Annotated in this window: 13 protein-coding genes, 1 other RNA gene and 1 pseudogene; 3 read left to right on the forward strand and 12 right to left on the reverse strand. The window is 26.1% G+C overall.

The features are described 5' to 3' along the window. Positions 1-37 precede the first annotated feature (37 nt). The gene (locus tag ACTG45_RS17095; protein WP_479919472.1) at positions 38-790 is read left to right on the forward strand and encodes a Fic family protein; all 753 of its coding nucleotides are present in this window, start codon (positions 38-40) and stop codon (positions 788-790) included. Then, positions 780-1,946: a tyrosine-type recombinase/integrase gene (locus ACTG45_RS17100; RefSeq protein WP_021386015.1), complete on the forward strand. Its 1,167-nt coding sequence runs from the start codon at positions 780-782 to the stop codon at positions 1,944-1,946. The genes ACTG45_RS17095 and ACTG45_RS17100 overlap by 11 nt, the downstream gene beginning before the upstream one ends. A 117-nt stretch (positions 1,947-2,063) precedes the next feature. On the opposite strand, the gene ACTG45_RS17105 is transcribed toward ACTG45_RS17100, so the two are convergent. From ACTG45_RS17105 to smpB, 7 genes and pseudogenes are all read right to left on the reverse strand, one after another. Continuing rightward, positions 2,064-2,294 (reverse strand): hypothetical protein, encoded by a 231-nt coding sequence (locus ACTG45_RS17105; protein WP_021386053.1) that lies wholly within the window; start codon positions 2,292-2,294, stop codon positions 2,064-2,066. Positions 2,295-2,371: 77 nt separating this feature from the next. Then, a pseudogene (locus tag ACTG45_RS17110) lies at positions 2,372-2,479 on the reverse strand (transcriptional regulator); the annotation flags it as partial. Positions 2,480-2,781: 302 nt separating this feature from the next. Continuing rightward, positions 2,782-3,648: a toll/interleukin-1 receptor domain-containing protein gene (locus tag ACTG45_RS17115; RefSeq protein ID WP_021386092.1), complete on the reverse strand. Its 867-nt coding sequence runs from the start codon at positions 3,646-3,648 to the stop codon at positions 2,782-2,784. 202 nt (positions 3,649-3,850) lie between these two features. Beyond that, positions 3,851-4,198, reverse strand: a complete 348-nt coding sequence (locus tag ACTG45_RS17120) for a nucleotide pyrophosphohydrolase (protein ID WP_021385990.1) — start codon at positions 4,196-4,198, stop codon at positions 3,851-3,853. Between the two features lie 16 nt (positions 4,199-4,214). Further along, on the reverse strand, positions 4,215-5,393 hold the full coding sequence (locus tag ACTG45_RS17125; RefSeq protein WP_021386072.1) for a protein NO VEIN domain-containing protein: 1,179 nt from the start codon (positions 5,391-5,393) through the stop codon (positions 4,215-4,217). Positions 5,394-5,910: 517 nt separating this feature from the next. Continuing rightward, positions 5,911-6,260: a transfer-messenger RNA gene (gene ssrA / locus ACTG45_RS17130) on the reverse strand. Between the two features lie 157 nt (positions 6,261-6,417). Continuing rightward, positions 6,418-6,873 (reverse strand): SsrA-binding protein SmpB, encoded by a 456-nt coding sequence (gene smpB / locus ACTG45_RS17135; protein WP_021386105.1) that lies wholly within the window; start codon positions 6,871-6,873, stop codon positions 6,418-6,420. A 711-nt stretch (positions 6,874-7,584) separates the two neighbouring features. On the opposite strand from smpB, the gene ACTG45_RS17140 reads away from it, so the two are divergent. Continuing rightward, entirely contained in the window at positions 7,585-8,412 is an 828-nt protein-coding gene (locus ACTG45_RS17140; protein WP_021386022.1) for an AIM24 family protein, read from the forward strand. Positions 8,413-9,006: 594 nt separating this feature from the next. Here ACTG45_RS17140 and ACTG45_RS17145 read toward each other — a convergent pair. From ACTG45_RS17145 to rnr, 5 genes are all read right to left on the reverse strand, one after another. Beyond that, the gene (locus ACTG45_RS17145) at positions 9,007-9,651 is read right to left on the reverse strand and encodes an ABC transporter permease (RefSeq protein ID WP_479919473.1); all 645 of its coding nucleotides are present in this window, start codon (positions 9,649-9,651) and stop codon (positions 9,007-9,009) included. Then, positions 9,581-10,870, reverse strand: coding sequence for an ABC transporter permease (locus tag ACTG45_RS17150; protein ID WP_479919474.1), 1,290 nt, complete (start codon positions 10,868-10,870; stop codon positions 9,581-9,583). The genes ACTG45_RS17145 and ACTG45_RS17150 overlap by 71 nt, the downstream gene beginning before the upstream one ends. After that, positions 10,867-11,739 (reverse strand): ABC transporter ATP-binding protein, encoded by an 873-nt coding sequence (locus ACTG45_RS17155; protein ID WP_479919475.1) that lies wholly within the window; start codon positions 11,737-11,739, stop codon positions 10,867-10,869. The genes ACTG45_RS17150 and ACTG45_RS17155 overlap by 4 nt, the downstream gene beginning before the upstream one ends. A gap of 937 nt (positions 11,740-12,676) precedes the next feature. After that, the gene (locus ACTG45_RS17160; RefSeq protein WP_021385952.1) at positions 12,677-13,168 is read right to left on the reverse strand and encodes a YfbM family protein; all 492 of its coding nucleotides are present in this window, start codon (positions 13,166-13,168) and stop codon (positions 12,677-12,679) included. A gap of 311 nt (positions 13,169-13,479) precedes the next feature. After that, positions 13,480-15,615, reverse strand: a complete 2,136-nt coding sequence (gene rnr / locus ACTG45_RS17165) for a ribonuclease R (RefSeq protein ID WP_479919476.1) — start codon at positions 15,613-15,615, stop codon at positions 13,480-13,482. Positions 15,616-16,090: the final 475 nt, after the last annotated feature.

Raw genomic sequence — 16,090 nt, forward strand, 5'->3', positions numbered from 1 at the left:
TAATAAATAAAAATTAGATATGAAAGGAGCTAAAATCATGAATAAATCATATATACCAAAATACACACATAAATTCCCTACTAATCTACCTCATGGAGATAAAAAATATACTTTAACATACATTAGAAGAATGATAAGTGAATTTGTATATGATATGGGTAACCTAGAAAATAACCCATTTACATTCCCAGAAGTACAAACATTACTTGATGGTATAACAGTAGGTGGACATAAATTAAGTGACCAAAATCAAATACTAAATATAAAATCATCATGGGATTATGTAATAAAATTAAGTAACAAAGAAAATTTATCTTTAAATAAAAATACAATTTGCTCTATACATAAAATAGTTGCAAAAGATGAAGCTCTAATCGTTGGAGATTTTAGAAACGGTAACATAGGTATAGCTGGTACTACTCAATATGAGTGCATAGAAGCCACTCTATTAAATGATTTATTTGTAAGTGACATAAGTATCATAAATAAAATAACTAACCCCTTAGAAAAGGCTATAATAATAAATTTATGGTTGTCCTATTGTCAATTCTTCTATGATGGCAACAAAAGAACTGCTAGACTTACTTCAAACCTAATACTTATAAGTAATGATATAGGAGTTCTATCAATACCAGCTAAACATAAACAAGAATACAACACATTGATGCTAAACTTCTATGAAACACTAGAAGCTGATGAAGTTATAAAATTCTTATTAGAGAAATGTATTACATTCTTTGATGGATATAACTATAAATCATATAAGGAGCTGTTTAAAAATGGCAACTAAAAGAGCTAATGGAGAAGGCTCTATCGGAAAATATAAAGATGGTTGGCGTTCTCGTATAATGATTGGTTATAATGAAGATGGAAAACCAATAAGAAAAGAATTTTATGGTAAAACTCAAAAGGAAGTTAAAGATAAACTTGATGCTTATAAAAAACAATATTATTTAAGTTCTGATATTTCAGATGATAAAATAACTTTAGAGCATTGGTTTTACAATTGGTTGTTTGAATATAGAATAAAAGATTTAAAACCAAAGTCATTTGAAAGATATGAAAGCATCTATCGTAATTATATTAAAGATACTGATTTAGGCAATGTTAAATTAAAAGACTTAAGAGTATCTCACATACAAAAATATTACAATAGATTGCTTGATTCTAATAAAAGTATACCTACTATAAGACAAATAAACACTAAACTGAAAACCTGCTTATCAGAAGCTGAAAAACAAGGTCTTATACAACGTAATTATTGTACTATGGTAAATATACCAGTTGAGAAAAAGGAAAATAAGCTTGAAATATTGACTCTTGAACAACAAAAGAGTTTTATAAAAGCTATAGAAGGTCATAAATTAGAGGTATTATTTTTACTTGCTCTTGGTACTGGACTTAGATTAGGAGAATTATTAGGACTTAAATGGTTTGATATTGATTTTAAAAAGTCTAATTTAACAGTTAAAAGAACTCTTCAAAGAACATATTTTATAGATAAAACTGGAAATAGAGAGCTTAAAGTATTAGAACAAGAGCCAAAGACATCAAATTCTTACAGAACTGTACCTATTCCAAAAGATGTTTTAAATAAACTGAAAGAGCATAAAGTAAATCAAAATGCGGATATATTAAATGCTGGAGAATTGTATAGAAATGATAATTATGTATTTTGCAATGAATTAGGTATCCCTATAGATGATAAAAGACCTTTAAGGAATTTAAAGTCTATATTAAATAGCTTGGATATAGAGCCTATAAAGTTTCATGGTCTTAGGAAAACTTATGCAACTAGACTTTTTGAGAATGATGTCCCTCCTAAAACTGTACAAGTTTTAATGGGTCATTATGATATATCAATAACTTTGAATATATATACTCAAGTTATGGAAGATAAGAAGGTTGAAGCTGTAGAAAAGTTGGATAAAATATTTTCATTTTAAAAATCAAATACATAAAAATACTATGATTTCATATAGTTAATTAAAAAATCAAAATAAGGATACAAATTAATTTCATATTATCTTGTATCCTTATTTTGTATCTAGTTTTTTAACTATTTATCTTGGATAACCTATCTGGTACATTAATCCATTTTCTAGCATCAATTCCTGAGCCAAATACATATGACTCTTACAGTGCATATCTGATACACCCTCACTTATAAGTTTATATGTTTCAGAAGTATATAAATAATCCATACTTTCTTCCAAGCTTTTACCTGTCTGTTTGGAAAATTCTAATATGATTTTTTTATATAGTGATTGTAACAATGTCTTATTGGCTTCCATAAAACTATACCTCCTCATCGCATCTAAATTTTAAATTTTTATCTATTATTTATTAATTAATTTTATATTCACTATTCTTATTCATTAAATTCAAACAAATTTTCTACTATAGTATCAAATACTTTAACAATATCCATCGCTAGCTTCAAAGATAGATTATATTTTTCATTTTCTAATATTATAATATAATACTAAAGTATGTTATTATATCTATTCTATTGATCACATTTATTACTATCTATTATCTTAATGAACACATAGGATTGGAAAACATAATCATATACCTTAAATATATCTCTATACGCCATCAAAAAGTCTTTTTTTCTATGATTAGTATCTAATTTTGTAATTCAATTACTACAATAAAAATACTAGTCAATAAAAACTAGCATTTCCAAGTATATAATCATTTATTTTTCAAAATTGATAAAGACAATTTACAGAAATAATATTCATAATTAAAATTCTATTTATAAATTTTATCAAATTATATTAAATCACTAATTTCTTCTTCATTTAAATATAGACTTTTATTTCCTATTAACTTATCTTCATTATTTCTTATATCTTTATAAAAATCTCCTGAAAATGGTATTACATCTTGTCTAAATTTCAATAAAACATCATTTATTGGTACAGCTGTGAATTTCTTTAAATTAAATTTATTTTTTAAAAATACATGCACTTCATCCTCAGTATACTTACATGCTTCACTTAATCTATCTACATAACCTCGTTTGTCATCTTTAATCCATAACATAGTTTTAAAAGGATTAAGAATTGTTCTTGGTATATTCAATAAATAATAAAATTCTTCTTCATTAATAATCTTCTTAACTTTCTTAAATTCATCATTACTTATATCTTTTTCATAAATAATGACATTCATATCAGAAATTACATTTATAAACTCTGATATAGAATTTTTTATATTCTTTACTTTTTTTATTTCATCAGATATTTCAATGCTAACTTCTCTTGAAATACACTCTGCTTTTTCTTTTAATTTACTATACTCATCTTCCCAATACTTTATATAATCAATTCTATCTATAGGTTTAAATATATTAGTATTTTTATGTATTAAAGGTATTATTCTATTTTTAAAATCATTACTTTTTATAAACTCTAATACCTCATACATACAATTTTCAGATTTTAAATATTGCTCACTTATTAACATTATTGCATAGTCTGAACTTGATATTTGTCTCATAAATTCCTTTATACTTTGCCTATATTTTAAATCTCTCTTATCTCTGATTATTTCTATTCCTTCTTTTTCACATAAACATTCTATTGTATCTGCTATTTCTTCATTTTTCCAACTATATGATAAAAATACTTTTTTCAATTATAATACCCTCCAATCAGTTATTTTATTCAATAGCTATTTATCTCCTTATATTAATAACTAATGTATTATATTTTTTATCTAAGTCTCTATTTATATTTGTTTGCATATTACTATAGAAATAGATATCGTGTAATTTTTTTCTTTTAATATCAACTATATAATATTTTATGTTCCTAATAAAACTTCATAAAAAAATAAACTATAATTCTGTATATTTTTTACAAGAGCCTTTGCACTTACTAACTGGATACTTAGCACTATTTTTTTCTACTTTATCACATAAAATTGTATCCATATCTAAATCTAATTCTTTTGTTAAATATATTAAATATATAAGAATATCAGCTATCTCTTCATGTATTCCTTCTAATATTTTAGAATCCGATTTTATATCATCGCTATTTTTATTATTCCATAAGAAATATTGTAATAATTCAGCTGATTCTATACTAATGGCTACTGACAAGTCTTTTGGTGTATGAAATTTACTCCAATCTCTACTCTCTCTAAAGCTATATATCCTATTTAAAGTTTCTTTAGTTATCATTGTTTTCTCCATAAATTTATTTTTTACTTTCAAAACAGACTGCAAAATTCTTAGGAACTAATGTAAAATATTCTTCTATGCTTCCTTTTTGAACAAAATACTTTCCATCTCCAGTCTTTCTATCATAGTTATAAACTCTATATAAATAATATTGTTCTTTATTCTCTTTTGAAAATTTCACTTCTCCTGCTGATATAAAAAATTGAGATGACACTCCTCCTTCAGTAGTTTTTACTTCAATATACTTTTCTACTATTGTTCCATCATTTAATTTCTCAAAAGATAATATGTCATATCCCTTTTCATCATCTATTTCTGATGTATGTTCTATTTTTTCTACATAGTCTTTACCAATTTCTTTTTTAACTCGCTCTTTTTCTAGCTTTAAAACTAATCTTTCTCCTGCATATCCTAATCCTTTATTCTTTATGTCTTTCTCTATTGAATACTTTCTACCTTTTCTCTTTCTTTTTTCTATAATGCTACTCTTTTGTAAATCTGATTCTTTTTCTTCTAGCAACTTAGGTTTTGGTGTCTCTGTCTTCTCTAGTAAAACCCCTTCTTTAAATGAAATTTCTTCTTTAACTATTGATGTTCTCACTATATTTTGAATATCATTAGCCAATATATCATAAAATTCTTGTTCTAAATTAACATACAGTAATGAAGCCATTCCTTTAGATTCTAATACATTTTCAATCCCTAACGCCTCATTTTCTCCCTTAAAATTATATATATATTTAGTGTCCTCAAATTCTATTTTTCTTAAATTTGTAACTCTTACAAATGCATAACTCCTCATAGTTCCTATATCTTTTTTCTCATTTATAGCCCCAATTCTATCGTGATAATATTTTGGAATCAATTCTTTTAATTCTTCATTTTTGTCAGGTTCTTCTCTATCATAATAACTTACTAAGTCAGCAACATATAACTCAGTTGATTTTCTACAATAAAAAAACACAAGTGTAGTTTCATTATTTTCTAATTGTTCATCCAAATACTTTACTCTTTGATCCCATAATCCTTTTTTATTCCTAGATGGCTTTGTTTTTGTAAAATGTCCCCAAGCCACCTGTCCTTTTTCTAAACATACCTTTAAATGTTCTGGCATAGTTAATTTTCCAGGTTGCCATGTCTCTTCATTATATTTTATAAATATATGTAAATTCTTATTAATTAATTTTGCTTCCATATTTTATAGTCCTCTCCTATACCAATATTTTGTAGAGTACACATTTCACATGCACAAATCATATATATATCTTGCAATTACTGATTTTAGGTTGATAAGTAGAGTGAATTTTATATCTCTACTTATTATTGTATTAGAATTCAAATAAAAAAACAACTCTATTTTTTATAGAGTTTAATTAAAATAATACAAAATCTCTTGTATATATTGTTTATACTACATCTCATACTATTAGTAGAATTGTATTTTTTTACTTTTGATCATATTTATCTCTATAGCTTTAAGTACAATTTTAATCCATTAATACATTTTCTCATAGAGCATTATTAGAAATAATATATTGTGATATTCAGTATTGAAAACTATATGATCCTAATATAATTCCTTCAAATATATCCACAAAAAAACCTCATTTTCTGTGGTTGGGGTACGGTTGGTGGATTTTATCACCAAAACAAAAAATACTAGTCAATAGAGACTAGTATTTCCAAGTATTTCATCATTCTTTTTTTAAAATTGGTGGAGACGAGGGGAGTCGAACCCCTGTCCGTAAGTCTTTTCCTCGTTGCATCTACATGCTTAGCCAACTTCACTAATATCTCGCCTCACATAACGCCAAGTGGCAGGCTCTATGCTTAGCCAGTCCCAATTAATCTACTTTAAGTCGAGACACCCTTAAAATAGTTCCCTGCATAATGACGTCCAGTCTTAGTCGGCAGGAGGACTAAGAGGGACGAGCAGCAACTAGGCTGCTATCGCGAAATTATCGTCTGCGTTTATTTTAAAGTTCCCCAGTTTTTACGTGACCCAGAGTAACACGACATGCAGCCTCAAGTTCCAAACCCACGTCGAAACCTTTACGCCCCCTTGAGTAGTTTATAGTCCAGTAGACTTTTCGCAAACTTTATCACCATTTTTATTAAATTTTTAATGTATATATAATATAATACTTTTAAGAATAAAAATCAATGTTATGTTCTAGATAATAAAGAATTTTATTCTAAAAAATACACTTTTATCTAATTTAATATTTGCCTGTCATTTCTCGTTCTATACGTCTTTGTGCATCTTTCTTAGCCATATCTTGACGCTTATCATATAACTTCTTACCTTTTGCTAAAGCAATTTCTACTTTAACTTTACCATTTTTTAGATATAAACTAAGTGGTATAAGTGAATACCCCTTTATAGTAGTTGCTCCAATAAGTTTTCTTATCTCATGCTTATGAAGCAATAATTTTCTAACTCTTAAAGAATCAACATTGAATATATTTCCTTGCTCATATGGACTTATATGAACTTGTTTCAAAAATACTTCACTATTATCTACAGATGCATATCCATCACTTAGGTTAACTTTACCTTGTCTTATTGATTTTACTTCTGTTCCTTTTAATTCAATTCCACATTCATAAGTTTCTTCTATAAAATATTCATGTCTTGCTCTTTTATTTGTTGCTAATACTTTCTTACCAGCCATATAAATCTCACCTTCTTTGCTAGAAAATTCTTCAATTGATATTAAGAATTTGCTAAATTTTCCATACCACTAAATCATTTGACTAACCTGTATAATAACATATTTAGGGATTTTAGTCAAGATTACACTAATGTATTAAGTTTCTTAAGTAATATGATAAATAATAAAGCAAAATAAATAACAAGACATATCAAATACATTCAGTACCAAGCTAAATTTAACTCTAAACTCAATTTATTAACTTCAAAACAAAAACTACTCTAAATTTTTATCTTTTATCTTTTATCTTTTATCTTTTATCTTTTATCTTTTATCTTTTATCTTTTATCTTTTATCTTTTATCTTTTATCTTTTATCTTTTATCTTTTATCTTTTATCTTTTATCTTTTATCTTTTATCTTTTATCTTTTATCTTTTATCTTTTATCTTTTATCTTTTATCTTTTATCTTTTATCTTTTATCTTTTATCTTTTATCTTTTAAATAATTTTAACATACCCATAAAATATAATACCCACAAATAATAAATAATACTCAAAATATCTATTTAAATAATCACACACCCTTAAACAATCCTACTCCGACTAGAATCATCTTAAAAGATGTAAAAATTTGATGATAAAGTAGCCATTTTTCCAAAAAAAATGTAATATATAATTATATCTTGTAATATTTTAAAGATAAATATTAACTATAGTAGGGAGAAATTTGTATGGATTTAAGCAAAAAAGTAAGAATTTTAGAAAATGCATCAGATGGAAAAAGTGAATTTGAGATATTAGAATTCGAAAAACTTGAAGGTGCTTCTAGCCCAATGATGGCAATGGGATTATATTTTGCTAGAGAAGCTGGCTTAAGAGCTAGACAAATTAAGATAAAGTTAAATAATTCATCAATAAAAACAGAAGCTGGTGCGTTATATTATTATAAAGGTAATATCTCTTCTGAAACTAAAATTGGTGGTGTTGGTGGTCTTTTCAAAAAAGGAATATCAGGAGCACTTACTAATGAATCAATGATGAAACCTGTATATAAAGGTACTGGTGAAGTTTACTTAGAACCTTCTTTTAGACATTATTTATTTATGAGTCTTGATAATGACTCCATAGTTGTTGATAAAGGATTATTCTATTGCTGTTCTGATACAATAGAAGTAAAGGCATTTACACAAAAGAACTTCTCATCTGCTTTACTTGGTGGCGAAGGTTTCTTCCAAATAGAATTAAGTGGTACTGGTGTAATCGTTCTAGAATGTGTTGTTCCTCAAAGTGAAATTGTAGAGTATGAATTAAAAAATGGAGAAGAATTAAAGGTAGATGGTAACTTTGCAATAGCAAGAACATCTGGAGTTAATTTCTCTGTTACTAAATCAGATAAGTCTTTAATAGGTTCTGCTTTAAATGGTGAAGGTTTCTTAAATACATTTACTGGTAATGGCACAGTTTGGTTAGCTCCAACTCAAGTAATGTATGAAAAATTAAGCTTTGGAGCAATGCCTACTAATGATAATATGAATAATAAAGTTTCTAAACAAAAATAGTAGTTTTATAAATATTTATTAAATCATTATGAAATTTATAAAATTACTATAGGTTGTATTAAACTAGTATTATTAAATCATTATGAAATTTATAAAATTACTGTAGGTTGTATTAAACTAGTATTATTAAATCATTATGAAATTTATAAAATTACTAATAGGTTGTATTGGACTATTATTATAAAATTACTATGAAATTTATAAAATTACTATAGGTTGTATTAAACTAGTATTATAAAATCATTATGAAATTTATAAAATTACTGTAGGTTTTATTAAGCTAGTATTATAAAATCATTATGAAATTTATAAAATTACTGTAGGTTTTATTGAACTATTATTATAAAATCACTATGAAATTTATAAAATTACTATAAGTTTTATCAGACTATTATTGTGAAATCAATATAAAATATAAATTTGAGAGCTTTTAATAAAATGCAGTATATGTATGTATTTTTATACTAATAGATATGTACATCTATTTACATACATAAATATCAAGTTATAGTTTGTGTATATAAAAATAAACTTGTATTTCATAAATATACTTTTTATTTCTATTACCTTCATTTTATTAAAGCTCTCATTTTATTATCTAACCTTCCTTTTTATTGGTTTTATCAATAGAGATAGAATTATCAACACTACACTTCCAAATATCAACCAATATTTTTCATCAAAACTGCCTTGACTCATAGACATTATAAAGAAATTTCCAACATACTTGTCTTTAGTCATCATATTTAAAATTAAATATCCTATAGATATCATATATCCCATGATTGTATTGTTAAATAAATTCGAAAAAAACATTCCCAAACTTCCTATAAATATAGCTGATGCGAAACTTCCAACAATATACTCGATTACTGGAAAATCTCCACCTAAATATATTAAAATATTTACAAAGACTATAACTAAAACAGCTATACTTATAATTGACATCAGTATTCTAATTAATTGTACAACAACTTGAGATAATGATTTTGATGATACTATTTCATCAATCTCCTTTGATTGTTCTAGTGAAAATATAGGTACTAACATTATTATTCCTAATATTGCAACATAATTTTCTAAGCATATGGCTGCCGAAATCCTATCTAAATTAGCTACTCCTTGTATTAGAGGAATCAAACATAACAGTATAATTGAACATATCAAATTAATTAAAGTGCTTAATTTGAAGTTTTCTTTTATTAAAACTAAACAGCTTTGAAAGCTTTGACCCAACATCAAGATTCCCCCTTCTTTTTTGCTCATATAAGAATATCGTTAACAAAACAATCACTAATGCACCTAAACTCATCATAAGTCGATTACTCATAATTTGATTAAAGTTTTGTGCAACAATATCCCCACTTAACACACTGTTATGTCTTATCATTAATCCCATTGTTGGATAATCCCCTTTAAGAGCTGTAGAATTTATACTGTAAAACCACCAAATTAATTGAACAATAATTGCTATTGGTGTATCTGTTAATATAGTAAGGCTCATACCTATAGCTGTAGCTATCATAAGAGTTGGAAGTAGCCACCATATTGTATATTTTATAAATGCTAAATTATCAACTGCTATCCCTTCATTTTTACCAAATGCAATCAAAGGAAGCAAATCTTTTATACCTAAAATTAATACTGGTAATAACATCATAAAAACAAGTGCAAAATATCTTGATAAAACTATTTTGTATGATGATACTTGTTTTGAATAAATAATTTCTCTCATTCTTGAACGCTTATCTTTAAGTGACATGAAAACTGCCACAAATACTGGAAATATACTTAAAACTATACCTATATAATCACAAAAAATTCTTGCATATCCATTAGTAACTTTATCTTTTTGTATTGTATAGTTATAATTCTTCACTGCTTCATTATAAGTAATTGGAACTACTCCAAATCTTTGCAACTTATCAAAGGCATATGCAGACCCTCCACCTAAAATATCATCTACTTTTTGCATTATTTCTTCAAATCTTCCAATAGATACTCTTGAATAATCTATTTTTATGCTATCTCCATTTTTCCATAGTGCATTTATTTCCTCAATACTTCTACCAGTTATTTCTTCTATATATTGTTCTATAGTCTTAGTTTTAGTTTGGTCCAATTTTATAGATTTAGCTATTCCTGTTGGATATGTTGTATATGAGTTCTCTTGATATTCTCTAATTAAATTTATAGTTGCGTTGGGAATGACTTCTTCTGTTTTCATAGATTCTTTTTGACCATATGGATATTGATTGTGTATAGAATAATATTCCTCAATATTTTCTACCCTTTGAGGTGCAACTAGTGGATTTCCATTATTAGGGACAGTTTTACTTACATCTTTAGAAACTGAACCACCAAGTTGAGAAACATAGAAAAATACTAAAACTATAATAAAAACATAATATACTATACTTTTTAATATATTTTTACATTCTTTTACAAATAGATTCATATCTTCTCTCCTCCCATTATAAGCATATAGCCATCTTCAATAGTTGGATTACATTCTACTGCATTTTCAAAAGGTTTATCATCCGATATGACCCTAAGTGTAGCCTTTCCACCTTGAGTCAGCATACCTATAACTACAAATCTACTTTTTATATTTTCAATATCTTTTTTGTCTACTTCAATACTATATACTTTTCCTTCAGCTAGTTTTGCTAATGCCTCAGTAGAGCCATTGTATATGACCTTTCCACTATCTAATATAGCCACATTTTCACATGTAGCTTCTATGTCTCCAACAATATGAGTTGATAAGATGACAATTCTATCATTTGCAATTTCGCATAATAGGTTTCTAAATCTTATACGTTCTTCTGGGTCAAGACCTGCTGTTGGTTCATCTACTATTAAAACTCTTGGATTATGAATTAGTGCTTGTGCTATACCAAGCCTCCTATTCATACCTCCAGATAAAGACTTTACCTTAACATTTTGGTGATTAGTAAGGTTTACTTTACTTAATAACTTGCATATAATTTTTCTTCTTTTTCTTAGTGGTATATTCGATAAAACTGCTAAATAATCCATTGCTTTATATACTGTCATATTAGGATACATTGAAAAATCTTGTGGTAAATAGCCAACCATGTTCCTAATATCTTTAGTATTCTCAATAGGAATTCCACACATGTCTATTGAGCCTTCTGTTTTTGATAATAAAGTGGCTAATATTCTCATAAAAGTCGTTTTTCCTGCTCCATTTCTCCCTAAAAGTCCAAACATACCACTGTCGATTTCAAGATTTATGCTATCAAGAGCACTTTTTGTTCCAAACCTTTTACTAAGGTTAGACACTGATATTTTCATTTCCATATATAAATACACCTCCAGAAATAGTTTTATAGAATTGTGTTTCTATAAACTTTTTATTGTATTTTCATAATAAATTCTAAAACTTAAGATATTATTTATAAATTTCTAAATTTTTCCTAAAGATTTTAATTTTTCTACTTTTAATTAAAGTATCTATATTTTTAATTTTTACTTACTTTATTTGTGAATTCGTTTTATATAATAAAAAGATATGGTGGATGGCTAAAAGAATTATTTATAATGGATAGCTTTCAATGTGATGGTAAGTTGCTATAACTAAAAAATATTGCAGATAACTAAAAGAATTATTGGATATAAGAGATTAGCTTCAAAAAATAGTTAATTTGCATAATTTAAAAATAAGATAAGTATACAAAAGAATTGTTGGATATAAGATATAAATTTTTTTAAAAATTAATTCACATAATAAAAAAATACAATATCTAATTAAAAGAATTATTGAATATAATAGGTTAGCTTCAAAAATAAATCGAGTCACATAATGAAAAAATATTATAGATATACAAGAGAATTATAGGACACAATAGATAAATTTCAAAAATATAGTAGATTCAAAACTATAATTAAAAAATCCTCTATTTTATCAATTGAATTGGAATCTAAAAGATTATTAAATGCCTATTGTAGACTCATATATTTCAAAATCATATTATATAGTCTGTTCTAAGAAATATTTATCACATACTTGTATCCTAATGATACTAACTTCGGATAAATCATTTAGCCTTTTAAAATAAATTAAAACATATGTAGCTATACATCACAAGAATTCAAAATAATATACGTATTTCAAAATGCTACTATTAAATAAATAATTAAAAGGCTAATATAATATCTATTCTTCCCTTATAAAAAACATCCTTATCCTTGTCTAAGATATGTAAGTACATCAACATTCATAGTTTTTTAGTAATCATTACATTATACAAAATATCACTGCTTGTCCTTCATTAGCTGCTTCCTCTATAAACTTTTTAAGTTCAATTAAATTTGCCCATATATACTCAAAAAACTCTTCTTCATTCTCATCATCCATAACAGGGTAAATATTATTTTCTAACATCTCACCAATATTAAATTTTGTTCTAAACATCTGCTCTTCTAAATTGTTCATTGCTTCTGATAATTTTTTTACATCATTAGCTGTAATCAACATTGCAGGTGGCTCTTCATCAATTTCTACAAGTACATTTCCACTTAGAACTAATTTGCTAAATATATTATCATCATCTCCTCCAAATGGACAACCTGTTAAAGTAAAGTGAATAGCATGCCATGCCTTATCAATATTAATAGAATTATTTTCATTCACATCTCCAAAAACAAACTCTTGTAAATTCCCTTCTGCTCGTTGTAGTTTCAAAACATTTTCTTCACTTATTTTAGTATAACATCCTATCATACCCATAATTCCATTCCTCCTAAGTAGTGTTTTTAATAATTTTAACACTAAATTTATACAAAGTAATATATTGTTATAAATTAAATAAAGCAAAAATTTATGTAAAACAAAAAAATAAGTGTATCTCAAATTTTAAAGGATACACTTACTTTATATTAAAAATTTATTTTTTAAATATTTGTTTTAACTAATTATTTTTTAATTAGCTATTTCCATTAAATATTTTTTAATTAGCTATTTTTATTGAACATTGAGTATTGTAAATTTAGCTATATCATAAATACTACAACTTCTCATATCTTTTTTAAATGTTTTACTTATTCCTCTATCTTTTCAACTATTTCAAAATCAATTTCTTTAAAATCTACATTTACACCCTCAACTTTTATCTTAACTAGGTCACCTATCTTATATGACTTCTTAGTTCTTTCTCCTACAACACTGTAAGAACTCTCATCATAAATATAATAATCATCATTCATATTTGCAAGTCTTATCAATCCTTCTATAGTATTATCCAACTCAACAAATATTCCAAATGAAGTTACACTAGATACAACACCTTCAAACTCTTGACCAACTTTATCCTTCATATAAAGAGCCTTATAGAAATCATGTACATCCCTTTCAGCCAACTCTGCTTTTCTTTCTTTTTCAGAAGACTGAACAGATGCATAATCAACTATAGTAGTAAGCTGTTCTTGTCTCTTTCCACTTATCTTATTATTTAAAGATTCTTTTATTATTCTATGAATTTGAAGGTCAGGATATCTTCTTATTGGTGAAGTAAAATGACAGTAGAATTTAGCTGCTAACCCAAAGTGTCCACTACATTCTGGTGAATATTTAGCTTGTTTTAAAGAACGAAGCATTATAGTACTAATAGCACCTTCTTCTTTTTTGCCCTTTATCTTCTCTATTATACCTTGTAATGCTTTTGGATGTACTTCCTCTTTATCACCCTTTATTACATATCCAAATGTAGATATAAACTTGCTCAATTCTTCCATTTTTTCCAAAGATGGTGTCTCATGTATTCTATAAACAAATGGTATTCCCATCCAATAAAAATGTTCTGCAATTGTCTCATTACTTATAAGCATAAATTCTTCTATTATTTTATTAGATATTCTTCTTTCATAAGGCTTTATATCTGCAACTTCACCTTCTCCATTTAGAATTATCTTTGCTTCTGGGAAGTTGAAATCTATAGCTCCTCTTTTTTCCCTTCTTGACATAAGAATTCTAGCCAAAACCTCAGCATTTTTAAAGTCATCTGCAACATGTTCAAAAGTCTTTTTAAGTTTTTCATCATCTTTCTCTAATATGTCAGACACTTCTGTATAAGTCATTCTAGCTTTTGAATTTATTATAGATTCACATATCTCATGTTTAACTACATTTCCTTTATGGTCTATTTCCATAAATATAGAAAGTGTTAACTTATCTTCAAATGGATTTAAACTACATACTCCATTTGAAAGAGTCTTTGGCAGCATTGGTATTACTTTATCTACTAGATAAACTGATGTAGCCCTTTTTAAAGCTTCTTTATCAAGTTTATTTTTTTCTCTTACATAATGTGTGACATCAGCTATATGAACCCCTAATTTAAAGTTTTTATTGGGTAATATTTCTATTGATATAGCATCATCTAAATCTTTTGCGTCATCTCCATCTATAGTAAATATGTTTAAATCTCTTAAATCTCTTCTTCTTTTTATCTCCTCTTGAGGAATTTCAACAGCTACAGCTTCAGCTTCTTGCAATACTTTCTTTGGAAACTCTTCTGGCAGACCATGTTCCCTTATTATAGAGTCTATTTCTACGCCTCTTTCACCTTTTTGACCTAATATCTCTATAATCTTTCCTTCTGGCTTTCTATCCTCTTGTGGCCATACTGTAATTTCACATACTACTTTATCATTATCTACTGCTCCACTAAAATGTTTTTTAGGTATATATATATCTTTAGTAAACTTCTTGTTATCTGGTGTTACAAATCCAAAAGTTTTACTTGATTGAAAAGTTCCTACTATTCTAGTTATCTCTCTCTTTATAACTTTTACTATTCTTCCCTCTGCTCTCTTTTCTTCAGTAGCAGGTACAACTATTTCTGCCATAACTCTATCATTATGCATAGCCCCATTTATATTGTCGCTTGAGATAAATAAATCCTGCGTATACTCAGCATCAGATTCCACAAATCCAAATCCTTTTTTATGTGATACAAATTTTCCAACAAAATATCCCATTTGATTTGGAGATATTATTTTTCCTTTCTTAGTAAAACTTATATAACCATCTTCTTCTAATTCATTTAAAAAATTATAAAATATTGGCATTTCTGATGAATGTATATCAAAAATTTCTGCTAATTCTTCTTTTTTTAGAGGATTATATGCACTTTCATTTATTAATCCTAACAAACTCTCTTTAAGTCCTGGTATCATTTTTCCCTCCTATTTTAATCTTTTATTATATTATTTTTTATATTATGTTATCCTTTATATTCCTTATAACAAAGCTTTTTTATTAATTACACATAACTTTTTATACTTTTTATTATTCCTACAAACTAAATTACTTATTTATATTTTTGATTTATTATAAATTGTAAAGGAATATCTTGAAACATCATTATAGTGATTTTCTAATCATAAATTATCTGTAATAAATGTGATTATTATCGTTTAAATTACTATTTATTATCTACTTTATCACCTAATTATACACTATCAGATAAGATTGGTAAAATATTCATCTCATATAAGTATTACTATATAATAATTTATTCTATTAGTATACTCAAATCATGTAAAATTTATATAACTCAATTAATTTTTTAAACACAACTTTATAATATAAAACTCATAATAAAAGTAAATTTATATGCTAAATTAGGTTGATTTTTTATTATTTTTTATT

The sequence above is a fragment of the Clostridioides sp. LIBA-7602 genome (assembly GCF_056688945.1).

What these genes read in the sequence shown, in the direction of transcription:
- ACTG45_RS17095 (WP_479919472.1), top strand. Translation starts at nt 38, where the DNA reads ATGAATAAATCATATATACCAAAATACACACATAAATTCCCTACTAAT.
- ACTG45_RS17100 (WP_021386015.1), top strand. Translation starts at nt 780, where the DNA reads ATGGCAACTAAAAGAGCTAATGGAGAAGGCTCTATCGGAAAATATAAA.
- ACTG45_RS17105 (WP_021386053.1), bottom strand. Translation starts at nt 2,294, where the DNA reads ATGGAAGCCAATAAGACATTGTTACAATCACTATATAAAAAAATCATA.
- ACTG45_RS17120 (WP_021385990.1), bottom strand. Translation starts at nt 4,198, where the DNA reads ATGATAACTAAAGAAACTTTAAATAGGATATATAGCTTTAGAGAGAGT.
- ACTG45_RS17125 (WP_021386072.1), bottom strand. Translation starts at nt 5,393, where the DNA reads ATGGAAGCAAAATTAATTAATAAGAATTTACATATATTTATAAAATAT.
- smpB (WP_021386105.1), bottom strand. Translation starts at nt 6,873, where the DNA reads ATGGCTGGTAAGAAAGTATTAGCAACAAATAAAAGAGCAAGACATGAA.
- ACTG45_RS17140 (WP_021386022.1), top strand. Translation starts at nt 7,585, where the DNA reads ATGGATTTAAGCAAAAAAGTAAGAATTTTAGAAAATGCATCAGATGGA.
- ACTG45_RS17145 (WP_479919473.1), bottom strand. Translation starts at nt 9,651, where the DNA reads ATGTTGGGTCAAAGCTTTCAAAGCTGTTTAGTTTTAATAAAAGAAAAC.
- ACTG45_RS17150 (WP_479919474.1), bottom strand. Translation starts at nt 10,870, where the DNA reads ATGAATCTATTTGTAAAAGAATGTAAAAATATATTAAAAAGTATAGTA.
- ACTG45_RS17155 (WP_479919475.1), bottom strand. Translation starts at nt 11,739, where the DNA reads ATGGAAATGAAAATATCAGTGTCTAACCTTAGTAAAAGGTTTGGAACA.
- ACTG45_RS17160 (WP_021385952.1), bottom strand. Translation starts at nt 13,168, where the DNA reads ATGGGTATGATAGGATGTTATACTAAAATAAGTGAAGAAAATGTTTTG.
- rnr (WP_479919476.1), bottom strand. Translation starts at nt 15,615, where the DNA reads ATGATACCAGGACTTAAAGAGAGTTTGTTAGGATTAATAAATGAAAGT.